This is a genomic window from Vibrio sp. QJM3NY_26 (assembly GCF_057786005.1).
This window is the reverse complement of record NZ_CM173515.1, coordinates 2,611,881-2,633,793: the sequence shown is the minus strand read 5'-3', so window position 1 is coordinate 2,633,793 and position 21,913 is coordinate 2,611,881. Positions and strand designations below refer to the sequence as shown.

Here is a 21,913-nt window from a genome sequence, read left to right as displayed (position 1 = left end):
TTCTCACAGGCATTGGTAGTAGCAAGGAATAATTAGAATAAATATGGCGATTAAGCAAATTCTGTTCGCAAGTCTATTGGCCACTAGTGTGGCAGCGAACGGAGCACAAAACTTTGTAGTTCAAGATATCAAGATCGAAGGTTTACAGCGTGTTGCACTTGGTGCAGCTCTACTGAAAATGCCAGTGCGTATTGGCGATGAAGTGGATGAAGGCGATGTATCTGAGATCATTCGTGCACTGTATGCTTCAGGTAACTTTGAGGATGTTAAGGTCCTTCGCGATGAAGGTGTTTTAGTTGTTCAAGTAAAAGAACGACCGACCATCGCAAGCATTTCATTTTCAGGGAACAAAGCGATCAAAGAAGAGCAACTTCAACAGAACCTAGATGCATCTGGTGTTCGTGAAGGTGAAGCGCTTGACCGCACAACGCTGAGTAACATCGAGAAAGGCCTTGAAGATTTTTACTACAGTGTTGGTAAATACAACGCGACAGTAAAAGCGGTTGTGACACCTTTGCCTCGTAACCGTTCTGACCTTAAGTTTGTATTTACTGAAGGCGTATCCGCTAAGATTCAGCAAATCAACTTTATTGGTAATGAAGTCTTCTCTGATGCTGAGCTACTGAGCCGTTTCAACCTGAATGTTGATGTTGCATGGTGGAATTTCCTTGCGGATGAAAAATACCAGAAGCAAGTATTAGCGGGTGATATCGAAGCGTTGAAATCGTACTACCTTGACCGTGGTTACCTTAAATTTAAGGTGGATTCTACACAAGTAGCGATCTCTCCAGATAAGAAAGGCGTTTACATCACGCTTGGTATTGATGAAGGCGAAGCCTACACCGTTAAAGATGTCGCGTTTCGCGGTGAGCTGATTGGTCGTGAGGCTGATTTTGAAGCATTAGTACCATTTGAAGACGGCGATACGTACAACGGCTCTTCTGTGACATCACTAGAAGAGGGCGTAAAGCGTATTCTTGGTGAGTCTGGTTATGCGTACCCACAAGTACGTACTATTCCTGAATTTGACGATGAGACCAAAGAAGTGTCATTGGTTATTAATGTAGAAGCGGGCAGCCGTATCTACGTTCGTGATATTCGATTTACGGGTAATAACTCGACCAAAGATGAAGTACTACGTCGTGAAATGCGTCAAATGGAAGGCAGCTGGCTTAACTCTAAGTCAATTGACACCGGTAAGAGCCGCCTTAACCGTTTAGGTTTCTTTGAAACGGTTGATGTACAAACAGTGCGTGTTCCTGGCAGTGAAGACCAAGTTGACTTGGTTTACAACGTTAAGGAAGCGAACTCAGGCAGCATCAACTTTGGTGTTGGTTACGGTACCGAATCAGGTGTCAGCTTCCAAGTCGGTTTGCAACAAGATAACTTTGCGGGTTCAGGTAACCGTGTTGGCGTAAGTGCCATGATGAACGATTACCAAAAGAACGTGAGCTTAGACTACCGAGACCCATACTGGAACCTTGATGGTGTGAGCTTAGGCGGTAAGATCTTCTATAACGAATTCGAAGCCTCTGAAGCGGGTATTGTCGACTATACCAACCAAAGTTACGGCACCAGCCTGACATGGGGCTTCCCTATGGATGAACTGAACCGTATCGAATTTGGTGTTGGCTATACGCACAACAAGATCGGTAACGTTCCGACTTATATCCAAGTGGAACAGTTCGCGAGAAGTATTGACCAATATGGTGACGAAAACATCTTAACCGATGACTTCGATATCAATATCTCTTGGACTCGTAACAACCTTAACCGTGGTTTCTTCCCAACCGAGGGTAACCACCAACGTGCTTTCGCCAAAATGACTGTACCAGGCTCTGACGCTAAGTACTTCAAAGCTCAGTACGATGTAAAACATTACATCCCGCTGACCAAAAAGCATGAGTTCACACTTTTGATGCGTGGCCGATTAGGCTATGGTAATGGTTACGGTCAAACGGATGGTAATGATAACTTGTTCCCATTCTACGAGAACTACTACGCAGGTGGCTTTACAACGTTGCGTGGCTTTGGCTCTAACTCAGCGGGTCCAAAAGCCGTTTACGGGAGCAGTACGGGTAACAACCCTACGTACAGCTCTGCAACCGATGATTCGGTTGGTGGTAATGCGGTTGCCTTGGCAAGTTTAGAGTTAATTGTACCTACGCCGTTTGCTTCTGACGAAGCACGTAGCCAGATTCGAACCAGTGTCTTCTTCGACATGGCAAGTGTATGGGATACCGAGTTCGTAGACCGTGGTGCACCTAACAGTGGCAGCCAGTATTACTACGATTACTCTGATCCAACAAATTACCGTTCATCTTATGGTGCAGCCCTTCAATGGATGTCGCCGATGGGCCCATTGGTTTTCTCTCTAGCGAAACCCGTTAAAATTTACGAAGGTGATGATGAGGAATTCTTCACATTTACCATTGGTAGAACTTTCTAATATTTAAAGGACAATATTTTGAAAAATATGATTAAAGCAGCAGGTTTAGGCCTTGTAGTTCTTAGCTCTTCTTTCTTTGCAACAGCTGCTGAAGCTGCGCAAAAAGTGGGTTATGTAAACACTGCACAAGTATTCCAGGCTCTACCTCAACGCGAAGTTGTTCTTCAAAAAATGCAGGAAGAGTTCAAAGATAAAGCAGCTGAGCTGCAGAGCATTCAAGCAGAAGCAAAAACTAAGATTGAAAAGCTTAAGCGTGATGGTGAACTACTAGGTCCTGACGAAGTTGAGAAGCTTCGTATCGAAGTCGGTCAACTAGACAGTAAGTACAAAATCAAAGCTCAAGCACTAGAAAAAGCAAGCCAACGTCGTGAAGCACAAGAGAAGCAGAAGCTATTCAAAGTGATTCAAGATGCTGTAACTAAAGTTGCAGAGAAAGAAGGCTACGACATGATTGTTGATATTCAAGCTCTGCAGTACGGCAAGCCGGAATACAACATCTCTGAGCAAGTAATTAAATCACTGAAATAAGTTTATGAAGAACCTGACTTTAGCCGAATTGGCAACGATTACCGGGGGAGAGCTACACGGAGACGGTACGGTTACCGTTTCAGCAGTTGCTCCTATGGATAAAGCGCAAGAAGGGAACATTACGTTCCTTTCGAACGTGAAGTACAGCAAGCACCTTGGTGACTGTAAAGCATCCGCTATTATGGTTAAAGAGAGTGAGCGCGAACTGTGTAAGACCAACGTGATTGTGGTCAGCGACCCTTACGTTGCTTTTGCTAAAGTTGCTCAAGCGCTTGATACTACTCCTGCACCCGCAGCGGCTATCGCTGATTCTGCTTCAATTTCAAGCGATGCAACCATTGGACAAAATGTGTCTATCGGTGCGAACGCTGTGATTGAGTCTGGTGTGGTACTTGGTGATGATGTGATCATCGGAGCTGGTTGTTTTATTGGTAAAAATGCAAATATTGGCACAGGCACTAAGCTATGGGCTAATGTAAGTGTTTACCATGAAGTCGTGATTGGTGACGCGTGTTTGATTCAATCAAGCACTGTCATTGGCTCTGATGGCTTTGGTTATGCGAACGAGAAAGGTGAGTGGGTTAAGATTCCACAAGTCGGTTCAGTTCGCATTGGTAACCGTGTAGAAATTGGCGCGTGTACAACCATCGACCGTGGCGCATTAGATGACACAATCATTGAAGATAACGTTATCTTAGATAACCAGCTTCAAATTGCTCACAATGTTCACATCGGATATGGTTCTGCTATTGCAGGTGGTACTATTATCGCAGGCAGCACGACGATAGGTAAGTACTGTATTATTGGTGGCGGTTGTGTGATTAATGGTCATATTGAAATCGTTGGCGGCGTTACAATCACCGGTATGGGGATGGTAATGCGCAGTATCACTGAGAAAGGCATGTACTCTTCGGGTATTCCTTTACAGCCAAACAAAGATTGGCGTAAAACAGCAACGCGTGTACATCGTATTGATGAAATGAACAAGCGTTTGAAAACCGTTGAAAAACTTATCGAGAAGAGCGCGGAATCATAATTCCAGCATTTCTAATAAAAGGCTCGCGTACAGCGAGTCTTTTTCGTTTATAATCCTTCTAATTAAATAAAGAATATACATAGGAATACGACTTTGACTACTGAACAGACAACGATGAACATTACTGAAATTCAGGAACTATTACCTCATCGCTACCCATTCTTAATGGTTGATCGTGTGACTAGCTTTGAAAAAGAAAAAACACTGACTGCGATTAAGAATGTCTCTGTTAACGAACCTCAGTTCACAGGCCACTTCCCTCAACTTCCTGTATTCCCAGGCGTGTTGATCTTAGAAGCAATGGCGCAAGCAACTGGTCTTCTAGCATTTAAATCATTTGGTGCCCCTTCTGGTAACGAGCTTTACTACTTTGCAAGTGTAGATAAAGCTAAATTCCGCAAGCCTGTAGTGCCAGGTGACCAACTGATTATCGAAGTTGAATTCTTAAAAGAGCGTCGTGGTATTGCATCGTTTAACGGCGTTGCTAAAGTTGACGGCGTAGTTGTATGTTCAGCTGAACTTAAATGTGCTCGTAGAGAGTTTTAATATGATTCATGAAACAGCGAAAATTCACCCGGCAGCAGTAATCGAAGGTGATGTAACTATCGGTGCTAACGTGACGGTTGGGCCTTTCACTTACATTGCTGGTAACGTGACAATTGGTGACGACACTGAAGTGATGTCGCATGTGGTGATCAAAGGTCACACAACCATTGGTAAAGAAAACCGCATCTTCCCACACGCTGTTATCGGTGAAGAGAACCAAGATAAGAAGTACGGTGGCGAAGAGACAACAGTTGTGATCGGTGATCGCAACGTGATTCGTGAGGCGGTTCAAATCCACCGTGGTACAACTCAAGACAAAGCAACCACAGTGATCGGTGATGACAACTTACTTTGTGTTAATGCTCACGTAGCACACGATGTTATTGTTGGTAACCATACTCACATTGGTAACAACGCTATTCTTGGCGGTCACGTAACAGTGGGTGACTACGCTGGTGTAATGGCGCTATCTGCGATTCACCCGTTCTGTTCAATAGGTGCTTACGCCTACATTGGCGGCTGTTCTGCTGTTGTTCAAGATGTACTGCCGTACGTGCTTGCACAGGGTAACCATGCGGCTCCATTTGGCCTTAACCTAGTGGGCTTGAAGCGTAACGGATTTGAGAAACCAGAAATTCGTGCACTACAGAAAGCGTACAAAGAGTTATACCGTTCAGGTAAAACACTTGAAGAAGCGAAAGCGGCTTTAGTTGAAATGGCGAAAGAGTTTACTTCGGTTACTCCTATGCTAGAAATGCTAGAGAACTCTGAGCGCGGTATTATTCGTTAATACTTGATATGATTGTTTACCAATCATATCAAGTACGACAATAATGACTTAATCAGATTGGTATAACAAAAAGATCGCTACTCATTGGGCGGTCTTTTTTGTTTTAGGCAAGAAGGGAATTGGAAAACTATGGCACAGCAAGAAGCAGCAACCAATAGCTCGGACTTTGTTTCGAATGAACCTCTACGCGTAGGTATCGTCGTCGGAGAACTCTCGGGTGACACGCTTGGCGAGGGTTTTATTAAAGCGGTCAAATCACAATATCCGAATGCTGAATTCGTGGGTATTGGCGGACCAAAAATGAAAGCGCTTGGTTGTGAGTCTCTTTTCGAAATGGAAGAGCTTGCCGTGATGGGGCTTGTAGAAGTGCTTGGTCGTTTACCTAGTTTGTTAAAAGTGAAAGCGGAACTGGTTAAGTATTTCACTCAAAATCCGCCAGATGTCTTCGTTGGTATCGATGCGCCAGACTTCAACCTAAGACTTGAATTGGATCTTAAGAACGCGGGTATTAAGACCGTTCATTATGTCAGCCCTTCAGTATGGGCATGGCGTCCAAAGCGTATCTTTAAAATCGACAAAGCAACCGACTTGGTACTGGCTTTCTTGCCGTTCGAAAAGGCATTCTACGATAAATATAATGTTGCTTGTGAATTTGTTGGCCATACATTGGCAGACACCATTCCACTAGAGCCGAATAAAAAAGAAGCTCGCGAGCTTTTAGGTTTAGATCAAGATAAGCCTTGGTTAGCAGTATTACCGGGTAGTCGCGGTGGTGAGATGAGTTTGATTGCTCAACCCTTTATTGAAACTTGCCAGCGTATTAAGCAAAAATACCCTGATATCAATTTTGTTGTTGCGCTCGTTAATGAGCAGCGTAAAAAGCAGTTCACTGAAATTTGGCAATCGACGGCACCTGAACTTGAATTTACGTTGGTAGAAGATACCGCCACCAACGTGATTACCGCTGCTGATTCTGTTCTGTTAGCTTCGGGTACTGTTGCTCTCGAATGCATGTTGCTGAAACGCCCAATGGTCGTTGGCTACAAAGTAAATAAACTGACGGGTTATATTGTTAAGAAATTATCGATTACTGAGTTCGTATCGTTGCCGAACATTTTGGCTGGCGAAGAGATTGTGAAAGAGCATATTCTTGAAGAGTGTCACCCAGACTTCTTGTTTCCGTCTGTCGATAAGATGCTATCCGCTGATAACAGTGCATTAATCGAACGCTTTACCGAGATGCATCATTGGATTCGTAAAGACGCGGATAAACAAGCCGCTAATGCGGTATTGAAATTGATAGATCGACTATGTGTTGAGTCATAAAGTGCTTGTTTACAGAACATTAAGAGAAGAATTATGGCAGTAAAAGAGAAAAAAGAGCTTCCTCCTTTTGAGTATCCTCAAGGCTACCAGTTATTTGCTGGTGTTGATGAGGTAGGGCGCGGGCCGTTAGTTGGCGATGTTGTTACAGCTGCGGTTATCCTCGACCCTAATAATCCAATCGAAGGTTTGAACGACTCAAAGAAACTGTCTGAGAAGAAGCGTCTGGCTCTGTTTCCTGAAATCAAAGAGAAAGCCTTGGCTTGGTCTGTTGGTCGTTGTTCCCCGCAAGAAATTGATGAGTGGAATATTCTGCAAGCGACCATGGTTGCTATGCAGCGAGCTATCGCAGGGCTAAGCGTTCAACCGGATATGGCACTAATCGATGGAAACCGCGTTCCTGAACTGCCGATGGATGGTCTTGCTATTGTAAAAGGGGACTTGCGAGTTGCTGAAATCAGTGCGGCATCTATCATCGCTAAAGTTGTTCGTGACCAAGAGATGGAAGAACTTGATAAACTTCATCCAGAGTTTGGTTTTGCTAAACATAAAGGTTATCCGACCAAAGCGCATTTCGAGGCGATTGAAAAACACGGTGTCACCGAGCATTACCGCAAAAGCTTTAAGCCAGTAAAGCGCATTTTAGGTCTCGACTAAAACTCGTCGACTAAGGCTGTATATTGATTAGGGCTTAGTATTGGTTAGAGCTTTATATTGATTAGAGCTTTATATTGCTTAGACTCATGTTGACCGGAGCAAGGCATCGAATAAAGTTGCTTGTTTGCGGTAGAAAAAAATAGAATACACACAGTTGTAATCCTAGGCCTAAACCTAGAACTCAGGAAAAATAATGTCAGATCCAAAATTTGTTCACCTACGCGTACACAGTGATTTTTCGATGGTGGATGGCCTATCTAAGGTGCCACCATTAGTTAAGAAAGTCGCTGAAATGGGTATGCCCGCTCTAGCATTGACCGACTTTACTAACCTATGTGGCTTGGTGAAATTTTACGGTACTGCCCATGGGTGTGGGGTTAAACCTATTATTGGTGCTGACTTCTTGATGCAGTCTCCGGATTTTGGCGATGAATTGACCAAACTCACTGTTATTGCAACGAATAATAAAGGTTACAACAACCTAACATTATTGATTTCAAAAGCTTACCTTCGTGGTCATGTACAACATCAGCCTGTTATTGATAAAGAGTGGCTGATTGAACATGCCGAAGGCCTGATTCTTCTATCGGGAGCAAAAGAGGGTGAGATTGGTAAGGCGCTGCTGAAAGGCAATCGAGAGTTGGTTGCAAGCAGCGTTGAGTTTTACAAAACACATTTCGCAGACCGTTTTTATCTGGAACTAATTCGTACTGGGCGCCCGGACGAAGAGTCTTATCTGCACTTTGCACTAGAGCTTGCTGAACAAGAAGACCTGCCTGTTGTCGCGACCAACGAAGTGGTTTTCATCTCTGAAGACTTGTTTGACGCCCATGAAATTCGTGTGGCGATTCACGACGGTTTTACAATGGTTGATCCGCGTCGACCGAAAAACTACAGCTCACAACAATACTTGCGTAGTGAAGAAGAGATGTGTGAGTTGTTCTCTGACATCCCTGAAGCACTGGAAAACAGTGTCGAGATTGCTAAGCGTTGTAACGTAACTGTTCGACTGGGCGAATACTTCTTACCTAACTTCCCAACGGAAGGTTTGGCGATTGAAGACTTCTTGATTAAAAAATCAGAAGAAGGCCTTGAGCGTCGTTTAGCGTTTCTATTCCCTGATGAGAAAGTTCGAGCTGAACGCAGACCTGAATACGATGAGCGACTTAAGATTGAACTTGAAGTTGTCAACAATATGGGGTTCCCGGGTTACTTCTTGATCGTAATGGAGTTCATCCAGTGGTCAAAAGATAACGACGTACCAGTAGGCCCAGGTCGTGGTTCTGGTGCCGGTTCTTTGGTGGCTTACGCATTGGATATCACCGATCTTGATCCACTTGAATATGACTTGCTGTTCGAACGTTTCTTGAACCCAGAACGTGTATCTATGCCCGATTTCGATATCGACTTCTGCATGGATAAACGCGACCAAGTTATTGATCACGTAGCAGAGATGTACGGTCGTGATGCCGTTTCTCAGATCATCACCTTTGGTACTATGGCGGCAAAAGCGGTAATTCGTGACGTTGGCCGAGTATTGGGCCACCCGTTTGGTTTCGTTGACCGTATTTCTAAGCTGGTTCCGCCTGATCCCGGCATGACGCTAGAGAAGGCCTTCCTTGCTGAGCCTGCATTGCCAGAACTCTACGACGGTGATGAAGAAGTACGCGAACTGATTGATAAGTGTCGTATTCTTGAGGGGTGTACGCGAAATGCCGGTAAGCACGCGGGTGGTGTTGTTATCTCACCCACCACGATTACTGACTTTGCACCTATTTATGCAGATGCGGAAGGCAACTTCCCGGTAACGCAATTCGATAAGAATGACGTTGAAACCGCCGGTTTGGTTAAATTCGACTTCTTGGGTCTACGTACCCTGACTATCATCGATTGGGCGTTAGGCCTCGTAAACCCACGCTTGAAGAAAGAAGGTAAAGAGCCGGTTCGTATTGAATCGATTCCTCTAGATGACCAAGCGTCATTTAACCTATTACAAAATTCTGAAACGACGGCGGTATTCCAACTGGAATCACGCGGTATGAAAGATCTGATCAAGCGTCTACAACCCGACTCTTTTGAAGATATCATCGCATTGGTAGCTTTGTTCCGTCCGGGCCCTCTGCAATCAGGCATGGTAGATAACTTTATCGACCGTAAACACGGCCGAGAGGCTGTATCTTACCCTGATGAAACGTGGCAACACGAATCGTTAAAAGAAACACTAGAACCAACTTACGGCATCATCCTGTATCAAGAGCAGGTAATGCAAATCGCTCAGATCCTTGCGGGTTATACGCTTGGTGGAGCGGATATGTTGCGTCGTGCGATGGGTAAGAAAAAGCCTGAAGAGATGGCAAAACAGCGCGGTACCTTTAAAGAAGGTGCTGAAGCCAATGGTGTTGATGGCGAACTGTCCATGAAGATCTTTGACTTGGTAGAGAAGTTTGCGGGCTACGGCTTCAACAAATCTCACTCTGCGGCATACGCACTGGTTTCTTATCAAACGCTGTGGCTGAAAACCCACTACCCGGCGGAGTTTATGGCAGCGGTAATGACCGCAGATATGGATAACACCGAAAAGGTTATTGGCCTTGTCGATGAGTGTTTCCGTATGAAGCTCAAGCTACTTCCACCCGATATCAACTCGGGTCTATACCGCTTCAATGTCGATGAAGACGGCGCGATTGTTTATGGCATTGGTGCGATTAAAGGGGTAGGTGAAGGCCCTATTGAAGCCATCATTGAAGCGCGAAATAAAGGCGGTTACTTTAAAGATTTATTCGACTTTTGTGCACGTCTTGATCTGAAGAAGGTCAACAAACGTGTTATTGAAAAGTTGATTCTATCAGGCGCGTTAGATAGATTAGGTCCTCACCGAGCGGCGATGATGGCATCATTGAAAGATGCGGTGAAGGCGGCGAGTCAACATCACCATGCCGAGTCGTTTGGTCAGTCGGATATGTTCGGTGTGTTAACCGATGCTCCGGAAGAAGTTGAACACAAGTATACCCAAGTACCTAAATGGCCTGAAAAAGTTTGGCTTGAAGGTGAGCGTGAGACGTTAGGTTTGTATTTAACGGGTCACCCGGTTAATGCGTACATTAAAGAGCTCGCGAAATACACCAGCTGTCGCTTGAAAGATGCGACGCCGACGCGTCGTGATCAGTCTTTAACGATTGCAGGTTTGGTCATTGCTGCTAGGGTAATGACCACGAAGCGCGGAACTCGAATTGGTTTGATGACCCTCGACGACCGATCGGGGCGAATGGAAGTGATGTTGTTCTCGGATGCGCTCGATCGCTACGCTGAATTACTCGAAAAAGACAAAATTGTGGTCGTTTCTGGACAGGTCAGCTTTGATGATTTCAATGGTGGGCTTAAAATGTCCGCGCGCGAGGTCATGGACTTAGGAAGCGCCCGTGAGAAATATGCTCGTGGGGTATCGATATCTATCGATCAATCCCAAATTAACGGTCAATTTTTTGAACGCTTTAGTCAAATCTTAGAACCTTATAGAGCCGGAACGGTCCCAGTCAATGTATACTACCAGCGTGCCGACGCTAGAGCGCGGTTAACATTGGGCACAGAATGGCGTGTGACGCCAAGTGATACATTACTAGACGAATTAAAACAGCTGCTTGGAAATAGCCAAGTAGAACTCGAATTTAACTAAAATTTAGCTTCGTGAATACGGAGCTGAATCAACAAGGATTCATAGATGAGCCTGAACTTTCTAGAATTTGAAAAGCCTATCGCTGAACTTGAAGCAAAAATCGAAGCGCTACGTGACGTTTCGCGTCACGGTGGTGACACAGCGGTAGATCTAGACAAAGAAATCGAACAACTAGAGAAAAAAAGCTTAGAGCTTAAACAGAAAATCTTTAGTGATTTAGGTGCATGGCAGGTAGCTCAACTTGCTCGCCACCCTCAACGCCCTTACACCAAAGATTACCTGGAGCATGCCTTCACTGAATTTGAAGAGATGGCGGGCGATCGCGCTTACGCTGACGACAAAGCTATTGTGGGTGGTATGGCTCGTCTAAATGGTCGTCCTGTTATGGTTATTGGTCACCAGAAAGGTCGTGAGACTAAAGAGAAAGTGATCCGTAACTTTGGTATGCCAAAGCCCGAAGGTTACCGTAAGGCACTTCGCCTAATGGAAACGGCTGAGCGTTTCAACATGCCAATTATTACTTTCATCGACACAGCGGGTGCTTACCCTGGTGTTGGTGCTGAAGAACGTGGTCAATCTGAAGCGATCGCAAAGAACCTTAAAGTAATGGCGGGCCTTTCAGTTCCAGTTATCTGTAACGTTGTGGGTGAAGGCGGTTCTGGTGGTGCACTAGCGATTGGTGTTGGTGACTACGTGAACATGCTTCAGTACTCTACGTACTCAGTAATCTCTCCAGAAGGTTGTGCTTCAATCTTATGGCGTGATTCAGATAAAGCACCACAAGCTGCTGAAGCGATGGGTCTAGTTGCTCCTCGTCTTAAAGAGCTTGAGCTTATCGATGAAATCATCCCTGAGCCTCTAGGTGGCGCGCACCGCGATCCAATACAGACAGCTCTGAACATGAAAGACATGTTAGTTAAGCAGTTAGAAGAGCTTGAGCAATTTGATAACGAAGCACTTCTAGAGCGTCGTTACCAGCGCCTAATGAGCTACGGTTACTGCTGATAAGCGGCCTTAGCAAGGTATAAGACCTGCTTTCCATAACAAGTTGATGAAAGGGTTGGACTCAGTGCCAACCCTTTTTTATTATTAAAACATTCTCCTTTCTCATTAGTACACACGGCTCACTTAACCCCATGACTCACTTAATCGAAACTTTTACCTCTGCATTTCAACAAAGCGTGCTCAAGCCTCGTCGGTTGATCGTGGCTTTCAGTGGCGGTGTTGATTCTCGAGTCTTGTTAGAGTTAGCAGCGCAGTTCGCGCAAACGCATGGCATTGAGTGCTGCGCGGTGCACGTTCACCACGGTTTAAGCAAGAATGCTGATCACTGGGCTGAGCAATGCCAAGCATGGTGTGATGCTTTGTCGGTTTCGTTAGTTATAGAACGAGTCTCGCTGGATATCGACAGTGGTGAGAGCGTAGAAAAGCTGGCTCGAGACGCGCGATACCAAGCCTTTAAAAAGCATATTAGACAGGGTGATGTATTAGTTACAGGTCAACACATCGATGACCAAGTAGAGACTTTCTTGTTGGCGTTGAAGCGTGGCAGTGGTCCGAAAGGGCTCTCTTCAATGGCGAAGGTGATGCCGTTTGGCGAAGCGTTTATCGTTCGACCGCTACTTTCAGTGACTCGATCAGACATTGAAGCGTCGGCGCACGACATGGGTTTAACTTGGGTCGAAGATGAGAGTAATCAAGACGTTCGCTTTGACCGCAATTTTATTCGTCATCAAGTTACTCCGGCACTGACTGAGCGCTGGCCTAGTTTCCGAGAGGCGGTCAGTCGTAGTGCTCAATTATGTGCAGAGCAAGAGTTACTGTTGGATGAGTTGCTTGAATCACACTTTCAGCAAGCTTTAGGGGATAGCCAAAACTTAAGTATTGAGGCGTTATCTCAACACTCAGATTTACTACGAGCACGACTGCTAAGAATGTGGTTGAGTCATTGTAATCAACCGATGCCGAGTCAAAAGCAGCTCAAGCTTATTTGGGATGAAGTCGCATGCGCTCAGGCGGACGCCAACCCTAAGCTGGTGTTGAATGATGCCGAAGTTCGACGTTTTAATCATCAGCTCTATTTAGTGAGAGAGACTAAAGACCTATCCGACTGGCAAAGCCATCTTTTAATGGGAGAGAGTGTGACGCTACCCGATGGCTTAGGGGAGCTACGCTTAAATTCAGCACTGAGTGATGGCGCATCGAACAACCGTGATGTGCAAAGCTTTAGTTTGCCGGATACAAGCGCAACACTAAGAGTGATCTTTAACCCTGAAGGACTTTCGGCTCACCCTGTTGGGCGCGGGCATAGTAGAAAACTCAAGAAGCTGTTTCAGGAATACCAAGTACCCAGTTGGTTAAGACGCAGAACGCCGATATTAATGGATGGCGATCGAGTGATCGCTGTTTTAGGCTTATTCGTAGATAAAAACTACGAAGGTCAAGATTGTGAAGCGCTTTGGAGCAAGTAGAAAAAGTTTGTGTCACAATTCACCGTCACTTTAATAAAAATAATTAATGGAATATGCAATGAAGAAAATCACACTAGGATTAGTTCTCGGACTTGGACTATTGAGTGGTAACGCTCTGGCGGGTGATGTTGCTGCGGGTCAAGCTAAAGCAGCAATCTGTGCGGCTTGTCATGGCGCCGATGGTATCGCTATGATTCCAGGTTACCCAAACCTGAAAGGACAAAATGAGCAGTACATCGTTTCATCGATCAACGCTTACAAAACAAAACAGCGTAATGGTGGCTTGGCCGCTGTGATGCAGGCTCAAGCTTCTATGCTGAGTGATGAAGATATCGCGAATCTAGCCGCTTACTACGCAAGCCTTAAGTAAAACCTTCTCAAAGCGCTGATTAAGCAAGATGATAAATTTCGAGCCAGAGCTTTAAAGCTCTGGCTTTTTTCATTGAATGTTTACTATAGCTAACCGATAATGAGCTATTCGCACAGTTTAAGGGATGAACATGAAAAAGATTGAAGCCATTATCAAGCCATTCAAACTTGATGATGTACGTGAAGCACTTGCAGAAGTGGGTATTACGGGTATGACAGTATCTGAAGTTAAAGGCTTTGGACGCCAGAAAGGTCATACTGAGCTATATCGCGGCGCAGAGTACATGGTCGACTTTTTACCTAAAGTGAAATTGGAAATCGTTGTGACCGACGAAGTGGCTGACCAGTGTGTTGATACCATTATCGAAACGGCTCAAACCGGTAAAATCGGCGACGGTAAGATCTTCATTACTGACGTTGAACGTGTGGTACGTATTCGTACTGGCGAAGAAGACGAAGACGCCGTATAAAAAAACTATTACCCTAAAAGGAGCGTTTATCGCTCCTTTTTCATTTCTGGTAGGGTGCTGTATGTTTAAGAAAACCATCATTGTTATCGCCGTATTGATAACGCTTGCTGTCGTTAGTTTTCATTTTATCTTCGTGATCCCGAATAAACCCAACCTGATCACTTCCTCTCAAAGTACCAGTAACGACATCTACAGTTGCTACCAAAACTCCGCACCGAAAGCGATTGATGTGTCTGATGGACTAAGCATTACCGTGTGGAATATCTACAAGCAAAATCGCAGTAATTGGCAGAGTGAACTGAACAAATTGACGGCAGGAAGCGATCTTGTATTGCTGCAAGAAGCGAGTATGACAGTAGAGCTTCGCCAATGGGTGACAAGCGGCCAGTGGGGAAGCACTCGTGTGAATGCGTTTGAAGCCTTTGAACAAAGTGCTGGCGTACTTAACTTAGCGACGCATTTACCGATCGAAGCTTGTGCGTATACTCATGAAGAACCTTGGCTTCAATTGCCTAAATCGGCGCTTTGGTCGCGTTACCAACTAAGCAATGGCGAAGAGTTGGCTGTGATTAATATCCATGCCGTGAACTTTACCTTTGGCACGGAAGATTACAAGGCTCAGCTGAAGAGCTTAACTGGCAATCTGCAACAGTATCGTGGGCCTGTTATTTTTGCTGGGGATTTTAATAGCTGGAGTGAGGCTCGCTTTGCTGTATTGAAAGATGCGTTGGAACAGGTCGGTTTGACGGAAGTTGCCTTTGAACCGGATAACCGTACTCAGTTTATGACAGGATTGGTGCTCGACCATGTGTTCTATCGAGGGTTAGAGGTAGAAAATGCAAAAGCGCCCATTACGGACGCTTCTGATCATAACCCTATGCGAGTGACCTTTAAGGCTAAATAGTAAGAAGTTATTAGCTTATTAGTCATTGGATCTTAGCTATTTGCCATTCACCGTTCACACTGTGGTTACTTTGGGTAATAAGCTAGAGAGTTTTCGCTAGCCTTACCTCTTCAACTTAAAAGATTAAAATGTAGAGCGCCCAGATTAGGTAGTAGCCAACCCATGGCAAGCCAGAGATGACCAATGCTTGACCACGCTCAAACTCAGTCCACGTTAATACCGCGGCGTAACCCAACACGATATACCATGGTAATAACAGTGGTAAAGAGCTGGCAAACTGCGACCAATCATTGGTTAGTGGTAACTTGATTAAGCCGTTTAAGCTGTTCAAGTCAGCAGCGTAGCTCATCACTTGTCCATGCTTGAGTATCAGGCTTGCATAGCTTGCTACATCACCTAAAACAGCCGGGAATATCACAACCGATGCCGCTGCAAACCATCGCCAAAAGCTATGTTGATGCTGGCTTGGTTTGGTTGCTAGGTTAAACCAGAATGCCAACAGAATGATGGTTAACGTACGGCCAAACACATCGCTGATGATTTCACTCGCGAGTAAGGTATTACTGTCAAGTAACGCCAATTGGTCAGGGTTCGTTTGAGCCAGTTGTTGTGACAATTCTGCACTTAACCATGCAAAATCTACATTCGAAAAATAAGCACCCCAGAATAAAAACGGGCTGAGCATTAATACGACGTAGGGTTGCCATCCCCAAGCACTTCGCTGATAAAGCGCTAAGAAACAAGCTGTTGGTGAACGGAATATATCCAACAGCATGACGAGTGGGTTACTTGACGGGTTCATACACTTACCTTAGTTACATCAACATACAGCTTCAGTTTTTGTCCTGGCTGTAGGTATTTCTTGTTCTGCAAAGCGTTCCATTTTACAACATCTGCGCTTTTTACTTTGAACTTTGATGCAATACCGCTGACTGTGTCACCTGATCTTACGTTATAAAAGACAGTTCGGATGATGGCACCGTCGGAACTATTCTTCCAAATGACCAATTCTTGACCAATTCGAAGCGTGTCGCGTGGCCCCATACCATTCCACTTAGCCAGTGATTGGTGAGATACCTTATTTGCGCGTGCAATCGTCCATAGGCTGTCACCACTTTTTACGGTATGACTAAGCTTATATTGACCACGACTCTTCGACTGTGTGCTTGCTAGGCGATTTGAAGCGCTTAGTGCGTATGTCTTGTCGTCTTTGGTGGATGTTGGGATAAGTAAGTGCTGTCCAATACGAATATTGTTGTTGCTCAAACCGTTTGCAGAGCGGATCACTTTGCTGGTGGTGTTATATTTACTTGCTAGTACGCTAATGCTGTCACCAGACTGAACCTTGTAACGCACCAACTTCATGCCTTTGCCTTTATTGGCCGCCACTTCTTTGTTGAACTTTTCAACAGAGCTTAGGGGAAGCAATAATTGCTGATGTTTTTCAGGTGCGGTCGCCCATTGGTTATAAGCGGGGTTGTAGCCTTGCAGTTCTTTGACTGGAATACCTGCGTAGCTTGCAGCAATCGCTAAATCAAGCTGTTCGTTTGGGTTAACCAGGGTCAGTACTGGCTTGTTTGGAATCGCAGGGATATCGATGCCATACTTTTCTTGGTTGGCAATCACATCAGCTAGCGCAAGGAGTTTAGGTACGTAGCTGCTGGTCTCTTTTGGCAAGTCCAAAGAGAAGAAGTCGATTGGCTTACCCAACTTCTTGTTCTTGCGGATAGCACTGTTTACACGACCGCCGCCACTATTATAGGCAGCAATGGCATGGTTCCAATCGCCATCGAAACGTCGGTTAAGGTCTGAGAGGAAATCCAATGCGGCGTCAGTAGAGGCAGCGACATCACGACGACCGTCGTACCAGAAGTTCTGTTCAAGTCCGTAGTCTTTGCCTGTGCCAGAAATGAATTGCCATAGACCTGCTGCGCTGCCATGAGAGTAGGCAAATGCATCGAAAGAACTTTCTACAACGGGTAATAGTGCCAATTCTAGTGGTAAGCCTTTTTCTTCAATCTTAGTGGTGATCAGATAAAGGAAAGGTTCAGCACGTTGTGAGACGGTTTTTAGATGACTAGGGTGTTTTAAATACCAAGTTCGGTAGTAATCAACCTTCTTTTGGTCGGGTACTTCCATTTCTAGTTGCATCGCAATACGTTTCCAAACATCTTCTTGTGTTTGTGGAGTAACGACAGGTGCTTCAACTTTTTGATCTTCTTTGGCTGCTGCTTCTGATGAAACGTTCGCTTGAGAAACTTCTTTAGTAGGAGGTGTGTTGGTTTGCTCGGAAGCTTGGTCTGGATTCTCTGACTGAGTTAATTGGCAACCAGAAAGTAGTAATACCAAAGCCCAGCTGTACTTAACTCGCATGTTACAGCCTTTTTAATTAACGGCCGGTGATAATACTTGCCACCCCCTATGAGTGACAAGTCTGTATTTGTTAAAATTCGTTCTTCCACGCACGTAAAGCGGTAAATACCGATAAAGGATCGGTCTGCTCAGTACGATTAGATACTGATTTCACTACACTTGGCTCGGTATAGCGCAAGAAAGGGTTCACAAACTTCTCTTGTCTCAAATTTGTGGGGATGGTCGACTTATTCTGAGCTCGCAGTCGGTTCACTTGGTCGCGATATTGCTGCAAATGTTGGTTGTCAGGCTCAACCGCTAATGCGAAAGCGATGTTCGCGGCAGTGTATTCATGAGCACAGTAAACCTCGGTTTCTTGAGGAAGTGCTGTGATCTTGTTCAGTGCATCAAACATTTGCTGTGGCGTGCCTTCCATGATTCGACCGCAACCTGCTGAAAACAGCACATCGCCACAAAATAGTTTGGCATCGCCTACATAACCAATGTGACCAGCTGTGTGGCCACTGAGCCCGAGTACTAAAAAGACTTCACCAAACAATTCTAATTGATCACCATCATCAACGGGGTGAGTTAAGGTCGGGATTGGTTCATTCCTTGGACCCACAACATCGATGCTTGGAAACTGTCTGACTAGTTCTGGAACGCCACCAATGTGATCATGGTGGTGGTGTGTAATCAAGATTGCATCTAAAGTTAGCTCATGATGTGCTAAGTACTCTAATACTGGAGCCGCATCACCAGGGTCGACGACAGCACAACGGCGATCGCTATTTTGAATCAGCCAGATGTAATTGTCGTTAAATGCAGGTATGCTTTTGATATGTAACATTATTGATTCTCCAGTCACTTTTAGTGAGACAGAATAAGTGAGACAGGTTATTGATGAAGCCAGCACGTAGCAGAAAGAAGTTTGAGCGTCCTTACACTTGGGCACAATTGCACAATGGGGACTGGTTGAGAGAATCTATTCAAACTCGACTCGATGAGTGGTGCCCAAAGCTATTTGGTTACCATATGCTCAAGCTTGGCGGTCTCAGTAGTGAGATTTCTAGCTGCACATGCAACATTCAACATCAAGTAAACCTAGATATCCAGAACCCATTACATAATGTGATAGCGGATGGCTATAATTTACCCTTTTTGGAGAAAAGCTTTGATGTTGTGGTGCTGAGTCATCAGTTAGATTATAGCAATGACCCACATCGATTATTGAGAGAAGTCGACCGAGTGATGATGGACGATGGTTATATCATTATTACTGGCTTCAATCCGTTTAGTATTACCGGACTAGCAAGTTTACTGCCTTGGCGAAAGAACAGCTTGCCTTGGAGTGGACGTATGTACACGCCAAACCGAATTAAAGACTGGTTAGGTGTATTGAACTATGAAGTGATTCACTGCGATACCTATGCACTATTTCCGATGAGTAAGTATCAGGCGATGTGGACGTGGTTAGAGAACAGCTTGGGCGGCTGTGCTTCCTTTGCTGGTAGCCAATACTTTATTGTTGCTCGTAAACGAACTTACCCACTTAAGCCTATCAAGCCACATTGGCACCTTAAGCGACGTTTCTCTCCGGTTGGAGCAAGCTTTAGAACCAATACGCGTCGTACCATGGATTCAACTAAAGCTTCATATCCGTTGAAAACAGAAAAAGCCGATTAGTTGTCGGCTTTTGATCTGCTAATTCGGTTGAGAAATTATAAATCGCTTTCTGAAATGTGCGTCTAATTTAAAAAGCGGTTAGCTTGGCTGATAGCCCGTATCTTCTTGAGTCGGATTTTCCGCTGCGTTTCTTGCTAAATCATCACACATTTCATTTTCTCTGTGCCCGGCGTGTCCTTTAACCCAGCGCCAATCAACACTATGACGAGCAGTTTCTTTATCGAGCCTTTGCCACAGGTCTGCGTTTTTAACCGGTTTCTTGTCGGCGGTTTTCCAGTCACGCTTTTTCCAGTTGTGGATCCACTGTGTGATGCCTTGGCGAACGTATTGGCTATCCGTGGTCAGAATCACAGAGCAAGGTTCCTTGAGTGCTTGGAGAGCGATGACAGCTGCGAGCATTTCCATACGGTTGTTGGTCGTTAGTGTAAAGCCTTCGGCTAGTGTCTTTTCTACTTTTTTATAGCGAAGTACGATGCCATAGCCACCAGGACCTGGGTTGCCTAAACAAGAACCGTCAGTGAAAATTTCAACTTGTTTCGTCATGATTTGATACTATTACCTCAAGCACATTATCGGCATAGTCTGACACAGTTATCCTTATGAATACCAGTAGCACTCCAGAACAAAACACGAACGAAAAAAACAGTTCGGACGAAAATAAGCGCATCATTGTACTCGATACCGAAACCACCGGTATGAATACAGAAGGTGGCCCTCACTATATGGGGCATCGCATCGTTGAAATTGGTGCGGTAGAGATCATCAACCGTAGGCTGACCGGGCGTCACTTCCACGTCTATATAAAGCCCGATCGTGCGATTCAAGAAGAGGCGATTGGCGTTCACGGTATTACCGATGAATTCTTGATTGATAAGCCAGAATACCAAGACATACATAAAGAGTTTCTCGACTTTATCAAAGGTGCTGAGCTGGTAGCTCATAACGCGCCCTTCGATACGGGCTTTATGGACTATGAGTTTGAGAAGCTCAACCCAGCGATAGGTAAAACGGATGACTACTGTAAAGTTACCGATACCTTGGCCATGGCGAAGAAGATATTTCCAGGCAAAAGAAACAACCTAGATATCTTATGTGATCGTTACGGTATTGATAACTCGCACCGTACCCTCCACGGTGCATTGCTCGATGCGGAGATCCTAGCCGACGTCTTTTTATTGATGACAGGTGGGCAAACTTCGCTGCAATTTAACGCCGGGCAAAAGGAAGGTGAAGGTGAAAGTATACGAAGAGCAGAAAGTGGTCGAAAATCCCTAAAGGTTTTACGAGCTACGGCCGATGAAGTAGAAGCGCATCAAAGTCGTTTAGATCTCGTCGAGAAAAGCGGAAGCTGCCTCTGGCGTCAGTAGGGAGAAACTATGTTAAGGGTATTGGCTACCGGTTACTTATTGCTGTTAAGCTTTAGCTTACATGCGGCAACAGAATCCGTAATGAGTTTATTGGACAACCGTTTTCGAGTTGATCCCAGTATTGAACAAGTCACCTTTGTGATTTATCGAGCCGATAACTCTAAACCTGTCGTTTTGGTTCGTCCGGATGGCAAGAAATATTACTCTTGGCGCAATGCTGATAATGTCCGTTGGTACGAAGAATCATCCATGGACATCATATCTATCGACAAACCGATGCCAGGACCTTGGCAAGCGGTTGGTAAAGTCTCACCTAAGAACAACATCAAGCTATTGTCTCACCTTGTTTTAGATGCCAATGACTTCCCAGACAAACTGTATCAAACCGAACACATTAAATTTACGGCTCGTTTGACCTCTGACGGCAAGCCTCTTGTGCTGCGTGATTTTTTAGATCGCGTGAAACTTAAGGTCACTTTTACTAAGTTCGTTGAAAATGAAGAGTCTTTAGTGAGAGAGGCGCGCCCAATTCCGGTTGTGATGGGCGAGTTTGCTGACGATGGCAGTGGTCTTGATGAAAAAGCCGGAGATGGCGTTTTCACTGTGTCGTTGCCGATTGATATTGAGCCAGGTAAATACCGCGCGCGTATTACTTCTGGCAATGGTGTGTTCCTGCGAGCGCAAGAGCAAGAAGTTTTGGTGTACCCAACACCGATCACTACAACCTTCATTCAGTCTCGAAAAGAGGGGCAGCTTCATACGATTGTCGTTTCAGGGGAGCCGGGCATGATTGCGCCTGAGTTCGTTAGCGGTTCATGTTGAACACAAAGCTCCGGATGAATACGAAATGTATAGGCAGGGCCAAGCTGAGGTCGATGCAATGAAAGTCGCTTTAGAGCTGCCTTATAATGGCGATTTGGGGATTTATAACTGGTCGGGGATGGTTTACGCCACTGATGCCTCAAGCCAACGTCCACTGATCTTTCCCATTACCGAGCACTCGTACAGCGTTGTTGAAGATATCGACTTAGCGGAGTCACGACGCCTGCAAGAACAAGCGCTTGCTGAGCAAAAGCGTATCGCAGCAGAGCTGATGATACTTCAGAAGCGTGAAGGTGACAGGCAGCGCAGTATGATCATTATTGCGGTGGGTAATGTGGTCGCGATTCTATTGGGCTTATTGATTTGGTTTGTGGTTCGTCGGGTAAAGGCGAAGAAAAAAGCTCAACCAGAGATGCAGCTTAAGGCTCCTAAGTAACTAGCTTATATCATTAGAGTTGTCTTGAGAGAGC

Annotated in this window: 19 protein-coding genes and 1 pseudogene; 16 read left to right on the top strand and 4 right to left on the bottom strand. The window is 45.1% G+C overall.

All coding sequences use genetic code 11. The annotated features are described in order from the left end of the window. Window positions 1-43 precede the first annotated feature (43 nt). From bamA to AC3CH4_RS11515, 13 genes are all read left to right on the top strand, one after another. Entirely contained in the window at window positions 44-2,449 is a 2,406-nt protein-coding gene (gene bamA / locus AC3CH4_RS11575) for an outer membrane protein assembly factor BamA (RefSeq protein ID WP_004734344.1), read from the top strand. Between the two features lie 27 nt (window positions 2,450-2,476). Continuing rightward, a complete protein-coding gene (locus AC3CH4_RS11570) occupies window positions 2,477-2,977 on the top strand; it encodes an OmpH family outer membrane protein (RefSeq protein WP_004734343.1) in 501 nt (166 codons plus the stop codon). A gap of 4 nt (window positions 2,978-2,981) precedes the next feature. Then, window positions 2,982-4,013 (top strand): UDP-3-O-(3-hydroxymyristoyl)glucosamine N-acyltransferase, encoded by a 1,032-nt coding sequence (gene lpxD, locus AC3CH4_RS11565; protein WP_017079409.1) that lies wholly within the window; start codon window positions 2,982-2,984, stop codon window positions 4,011-4,013. A gap of 93 nt (window positions 4,014-4,106) precedes the next feature. Continuing rightward, window positions 4,107-4,559, top strand: coding sequence for a 3-hydroxyacyl-ACP dehydratase FabZ (gene fabZ / locus AC3CH4_RS11560; protein ID WP_004734341.1), 453 nt, complete (start codon window positions 4,107-4,109; stop codon window positions 4,557-4,559). Window position 4,560: 1 nt separating this feature from the next. After that, window positions 4,561-5,349 (top strand): acyl-ACP--UDP-N-acetylglucosamine O-acyltransferase, encoded by a 789-nt coding sequence (gene lpxA / locus AC3CH4_RS11555; protein ID WP_004734340.1) that lies wholly within the window; start codon window positions 4,561-4,563, stop codon window positions 5,347-5,349. 129 nt (window positions 5,350-5,478) lie between these two features. Beyond that, complete coding sequence (gene lpxB / locus AC3CH4_RS11550) at window positions 5,479-6,675, top strand: lipid-A-disaccharide synthase (protein ID WP_488542978.1); 1,197 nt, start codon at window positions 5,479-5,481, stop codon at window positions 6,673-6,675. A gap of 33 nt (window positions 6,676-6,708) precedes the next feature. Continuing rightward, complete coding sequence (gene rnhB / locus AC3CH4_RS11545; protein ID WP_017084147.1) at window positions 6,709-7,329, top strand: ribonuclease HII; 621 nt, start codon at window positions 6,709-6,711, stop codon at window positions 7,327-7,329. A 193-nt stretch (window positions 7,330-7,522) separates the two neighbouring features. After that, window positions 7,523-11,002 carry a DNA polymerase III subunit alpha gene (gene dnaE, locus AC3CH4_RS11540; RefSeq protein ID WP_004734337.1) on the top strand — a complete coding sequence of 1,160 codons (3,480 nt, stop codon included), beginning with the start codon at window positions 7,523-7,525 and terminating at the stop codon, window positions 11,000-11,002. Between the two features lie 45 nt (window positions 11,003-11,047). Next, a complete protein-coding gene (gene accA / locus AC3CH4_RS11535; RefSeq protein ID WP_488542977.1) occupies window positions 11,048-12,007 on the top strand; it encodes an acetyl-CoA carboxylase carboxyl transferase subunit alpha in 960 nt (319 codons plus the stop codon). Window positions 12,008-12,138: 131 nt separating this feature from the next. Beyond that, on the top strand, window positions 12,139-13,473 hold the full coding sequence (gene tilS, locus AC3CH4_RS11530; protein ID WP_488542976.1) for a tRNA lysidine(34) synthetase TilS: 1,335 nt from the start codon (window positions 12,139-12,141) through the stop codon (window positions 13,471-13,473). 58 nt (window positions 13,474-13,531) lie between these two features. Continuing rightward, complete coding sequence (locus AC3CH4_RS11525) at window positions 13,532-13,843, top strand: c-type cytochrome (protein WP_029222103.1); 312 nt, start codon at window positions 13,532-13,534, stop codon at window positions 13,841-13,843. Between the two features lie 130 nt (window positions 13,844-13,973). After that, window positions 13,974-14,312, top strand: a complete 339-nt coding sequence (gene glnB / locus AC3CH4_RS11520; protein WP_004738609.1) for a nitrogen regulatory protein P-II — start codon at window positions 13,974-13,976, stop codon at window positions 14,310-14,312. A 61-nt stretch (window positions 14,313-14,373) separates the two neighbouring features. Beyond that, the gene (locus AC3CH4_RS11515; protein ID WP_488542975.1) at window positions 14,374-15,216 is read left to right on the top strand and encodes an endonuclease/exonuclease/phosphatase family protein; all 843 of its coding nucleotides are present in this window, start codon (window positions 14,374-14,376) and stop codon (window positions 15,214-15,216) included. A 115-nt stretch (window positions 15,217-15,331) separates the two neighbouring features. Here AC3CH4_RS11515 and AC3CH4_RS11510 read toward each other — a convergent pair whose 3' ends face one another. The 3 genes from AC3CH4_RS11510 to gloB form a co-directional block, all read right to left on the bottom strand. Further along, the gene (locus AC3CH4_RS11510; protein WP_004734331.1) at window positions 15,332-16,018 is read right to left on the bottom strand and encodes a YIP1 family protein; all 687 of its coding nucleotides are present in this window, start codon (window positions 16,016-16,018) and stop codon (window positions 15,332-15,334) included. After that, window positions 16,015-17,589, bottom strand: a complete 1,575-nt coding sequence (locus AC3CH4_RS11505) for a LysM peptidoglycan-binding domain-containing protein (protein ID WP_065205026.1) — start codon at window positions 17,587-17,589, stop codon at window positions 16,015-16,017. Before AC3CH4_RS11505 ends, AC3CH4_RS11510 begins: the two co-directional genes overlap by 4 nt. 70 nt (window positions 17,590-17,659) lie before the next feature. Continuing rightward, a complete protein-coding gene (gene gloB, locus AC3CH4_RS11500) occupies window positions 17,660-18,418 on the bottom strand; it encodes a hydroxyacylglutathione hydrolase (protein WP_004734329.1) in 759 nt (252 codons plus the stop codon). Between the two features lie 53 nt (window positions 18,419-18,471). On the opposite strand from gloB, the gene AC3CH4_RS11495 reads away from it, so the two are divergent. Further along, window positions 18,472-19,254, top strand: coding sequence for a class I SAM-dependent methyltransferase (locus tag AC3CH4_RS11495; RefSeq protein WP_054547607.1), 783 nt, complete (start codon window positions 18,472-18,474; stop codon window positions 19,252-19,254). Between the two features lie 78 nt (window positions 19,255-19,332). Here AC3CH4_RS11495 and rnhA read toward each other — a convergent pair whose 3' ends face one another. Beyond that, the gene (rnhA, locus tag AC3CH4_RS11490) at window positions 19,333-19,797 is read right to left on the bottom strand and encodes a ribonuclease HI (RefSeq protein ID WP_004734327.1); all 465 of its coding nucleotides are present in this window, start codon (window positions 19,795-19,797) and stop codon (window positions 19,333-19,335) included. Window positions 19,798-19,853: 56 nt separating this feature from the next. Between rnhA and dnaQ the strand changes: the two genes are divergently transcribed. Both dnaQ and AC3CH4_RS11480 read left to right on the top strand, forming a co-directional pair. Continuing rightward, window positions 19,854-20,621 (top strand): DNA polymerase III subunit epsilon, encoded by a 768-nt coding sequence (gene dnaQ / locus AC3CH4_RS11485; RefSeq protein WP_488542974.1) that lies wholly within the window; start codon window positions 19,854-19,856, stop codon window positions 20,619-20,621. Window positions 20,622-20,630: 9 nt separating this feature from the next. After that, window positions 20,631-21,879: pseudogene (locus AC3CH4_RS11480) on the top strand (TIGR03503 family protein). Window positions 21,880-21,913: the final 34 nt, after the last annotated feature.

Bases quoted from the DNA above. Each gene is read 5' to 3' on its own strand.
- AC3CH4_RS11570 (WP_004734343.1), top strand. From the start codon at position 2,477: ATGATTAAAGCAGCAGGTTTAGGCCTTGTAGTTCTTAGCTCTTCTTTC.
- bamA (WP_004734344.1), top strand. From the start codon at position 44: ATGGCGATTAAGCAAATTCTGTTCGCAAGTCTATTGGCCACTAGTGTG.
- lpxD (WP_017079409.1), top strand. From the start codon at position 2,982: ATGAAGAACCTGACTTTAGCCGAATTGGCAACGATTACCGGGGGAGAG.
- AC3CH4_RS11495 (WP_054547607.1), top strand. From the start codon at position 18,472: ATGAAGCCAGCACGTAGCAGAAAGAAGTTTGAGCGTCCTTACACTTGG.
- lpxA (WP_004734340.1), top strand. From the start codon at position 4,561: ATGATTCATGAAACAGCGAAAATTCACCCGGCAGCAGTAATCGAAGGT.
- AC3CH4_RS11510 (WP_004734331.1), bottom strand. From the start codon at position 16,018: ATGAACCCGTCAAGTAACCCACTCGTCATGCTGTTGGATATATTCCGT.
- tilS (WP_488542976.1), top strand. From the start codon at position 12,139: ATGACTCACTTAATCGAAACTTTTACCTCTGCATTTCAACAAAGCGTG.
- AC3CH4_RS11505 (WP_065205026.1), bottom strand. From the start codon at position 17,589: ATGCGAGTTAAGTACAGCTGGGCTTTGGTATTACTACTTTCTGGTTGC.
- rnhA (WP_004734327.1), bottom strand. From the start codon at position 19,797: ATGACGAAACAAGTTGAAATTTTCACTGACGGTTCTTGTTTAGGCAAC.
- AC3CH4_RS11525 (WP_029222103.1), top strand. From the start codon at position 13,532: ATGAAGAAAATCACACTAGGATTAGTTCTCGGACTTGGACTATTGAGT.
- dnaQ (WP_488542974.1), top strand. From the start codon at position 19,854: ATGAATACCAGTAGCACTCCAGAACAAAACACGAACGAAAAAAACAGT.
- rnhB (WP_017084147.1), top strand. From the start codon at position 6,709: ATGGCAGTAAAAGAGAAAAAAGAGCTTCCTCCTTTTGAGTATCCTCAA.
- lpxB (WP_488542978.1), top strand. From the start codon at position 5,479: ATGGCACAGCAAGAAGCAGCAACCAATAGCTCGGACTTTGTTTCGAAT.
- gloB (WP_004734329.1), bottom strand. From the start codon at position 18,418: ATGTTACATATCAAAAGCATACCTGCATTTAACGACAATTACATCTGG.
- glnB (WP_004738609.1), top strand. From the start codon at position 13,974: ATGAAAAAGATTGAAGCCATTATCAAGCCATTCAAACTTGATGATGTA.
- AC3CH4_RS11515 (WP_488542975.1), top strand. From the start codon at position 14,374: ATGTTTAAGAAAACCATCATTGTTATCGCCGTATTGATAACGCTTGCT.
- dnaE (WP_004734337.1), top strand. From the start codon at position 7,523: ATGTCAGATCCAAAATTTGTTCACCTACGCGTACACAGTGATTTTTCG.
- accA (WP_488542977.1), top strand. From the start codon at position 11,048: ATGAGCCTGAACTTTCTAGAATTTGAAAAGCCTATCGCTGAACTTGAA.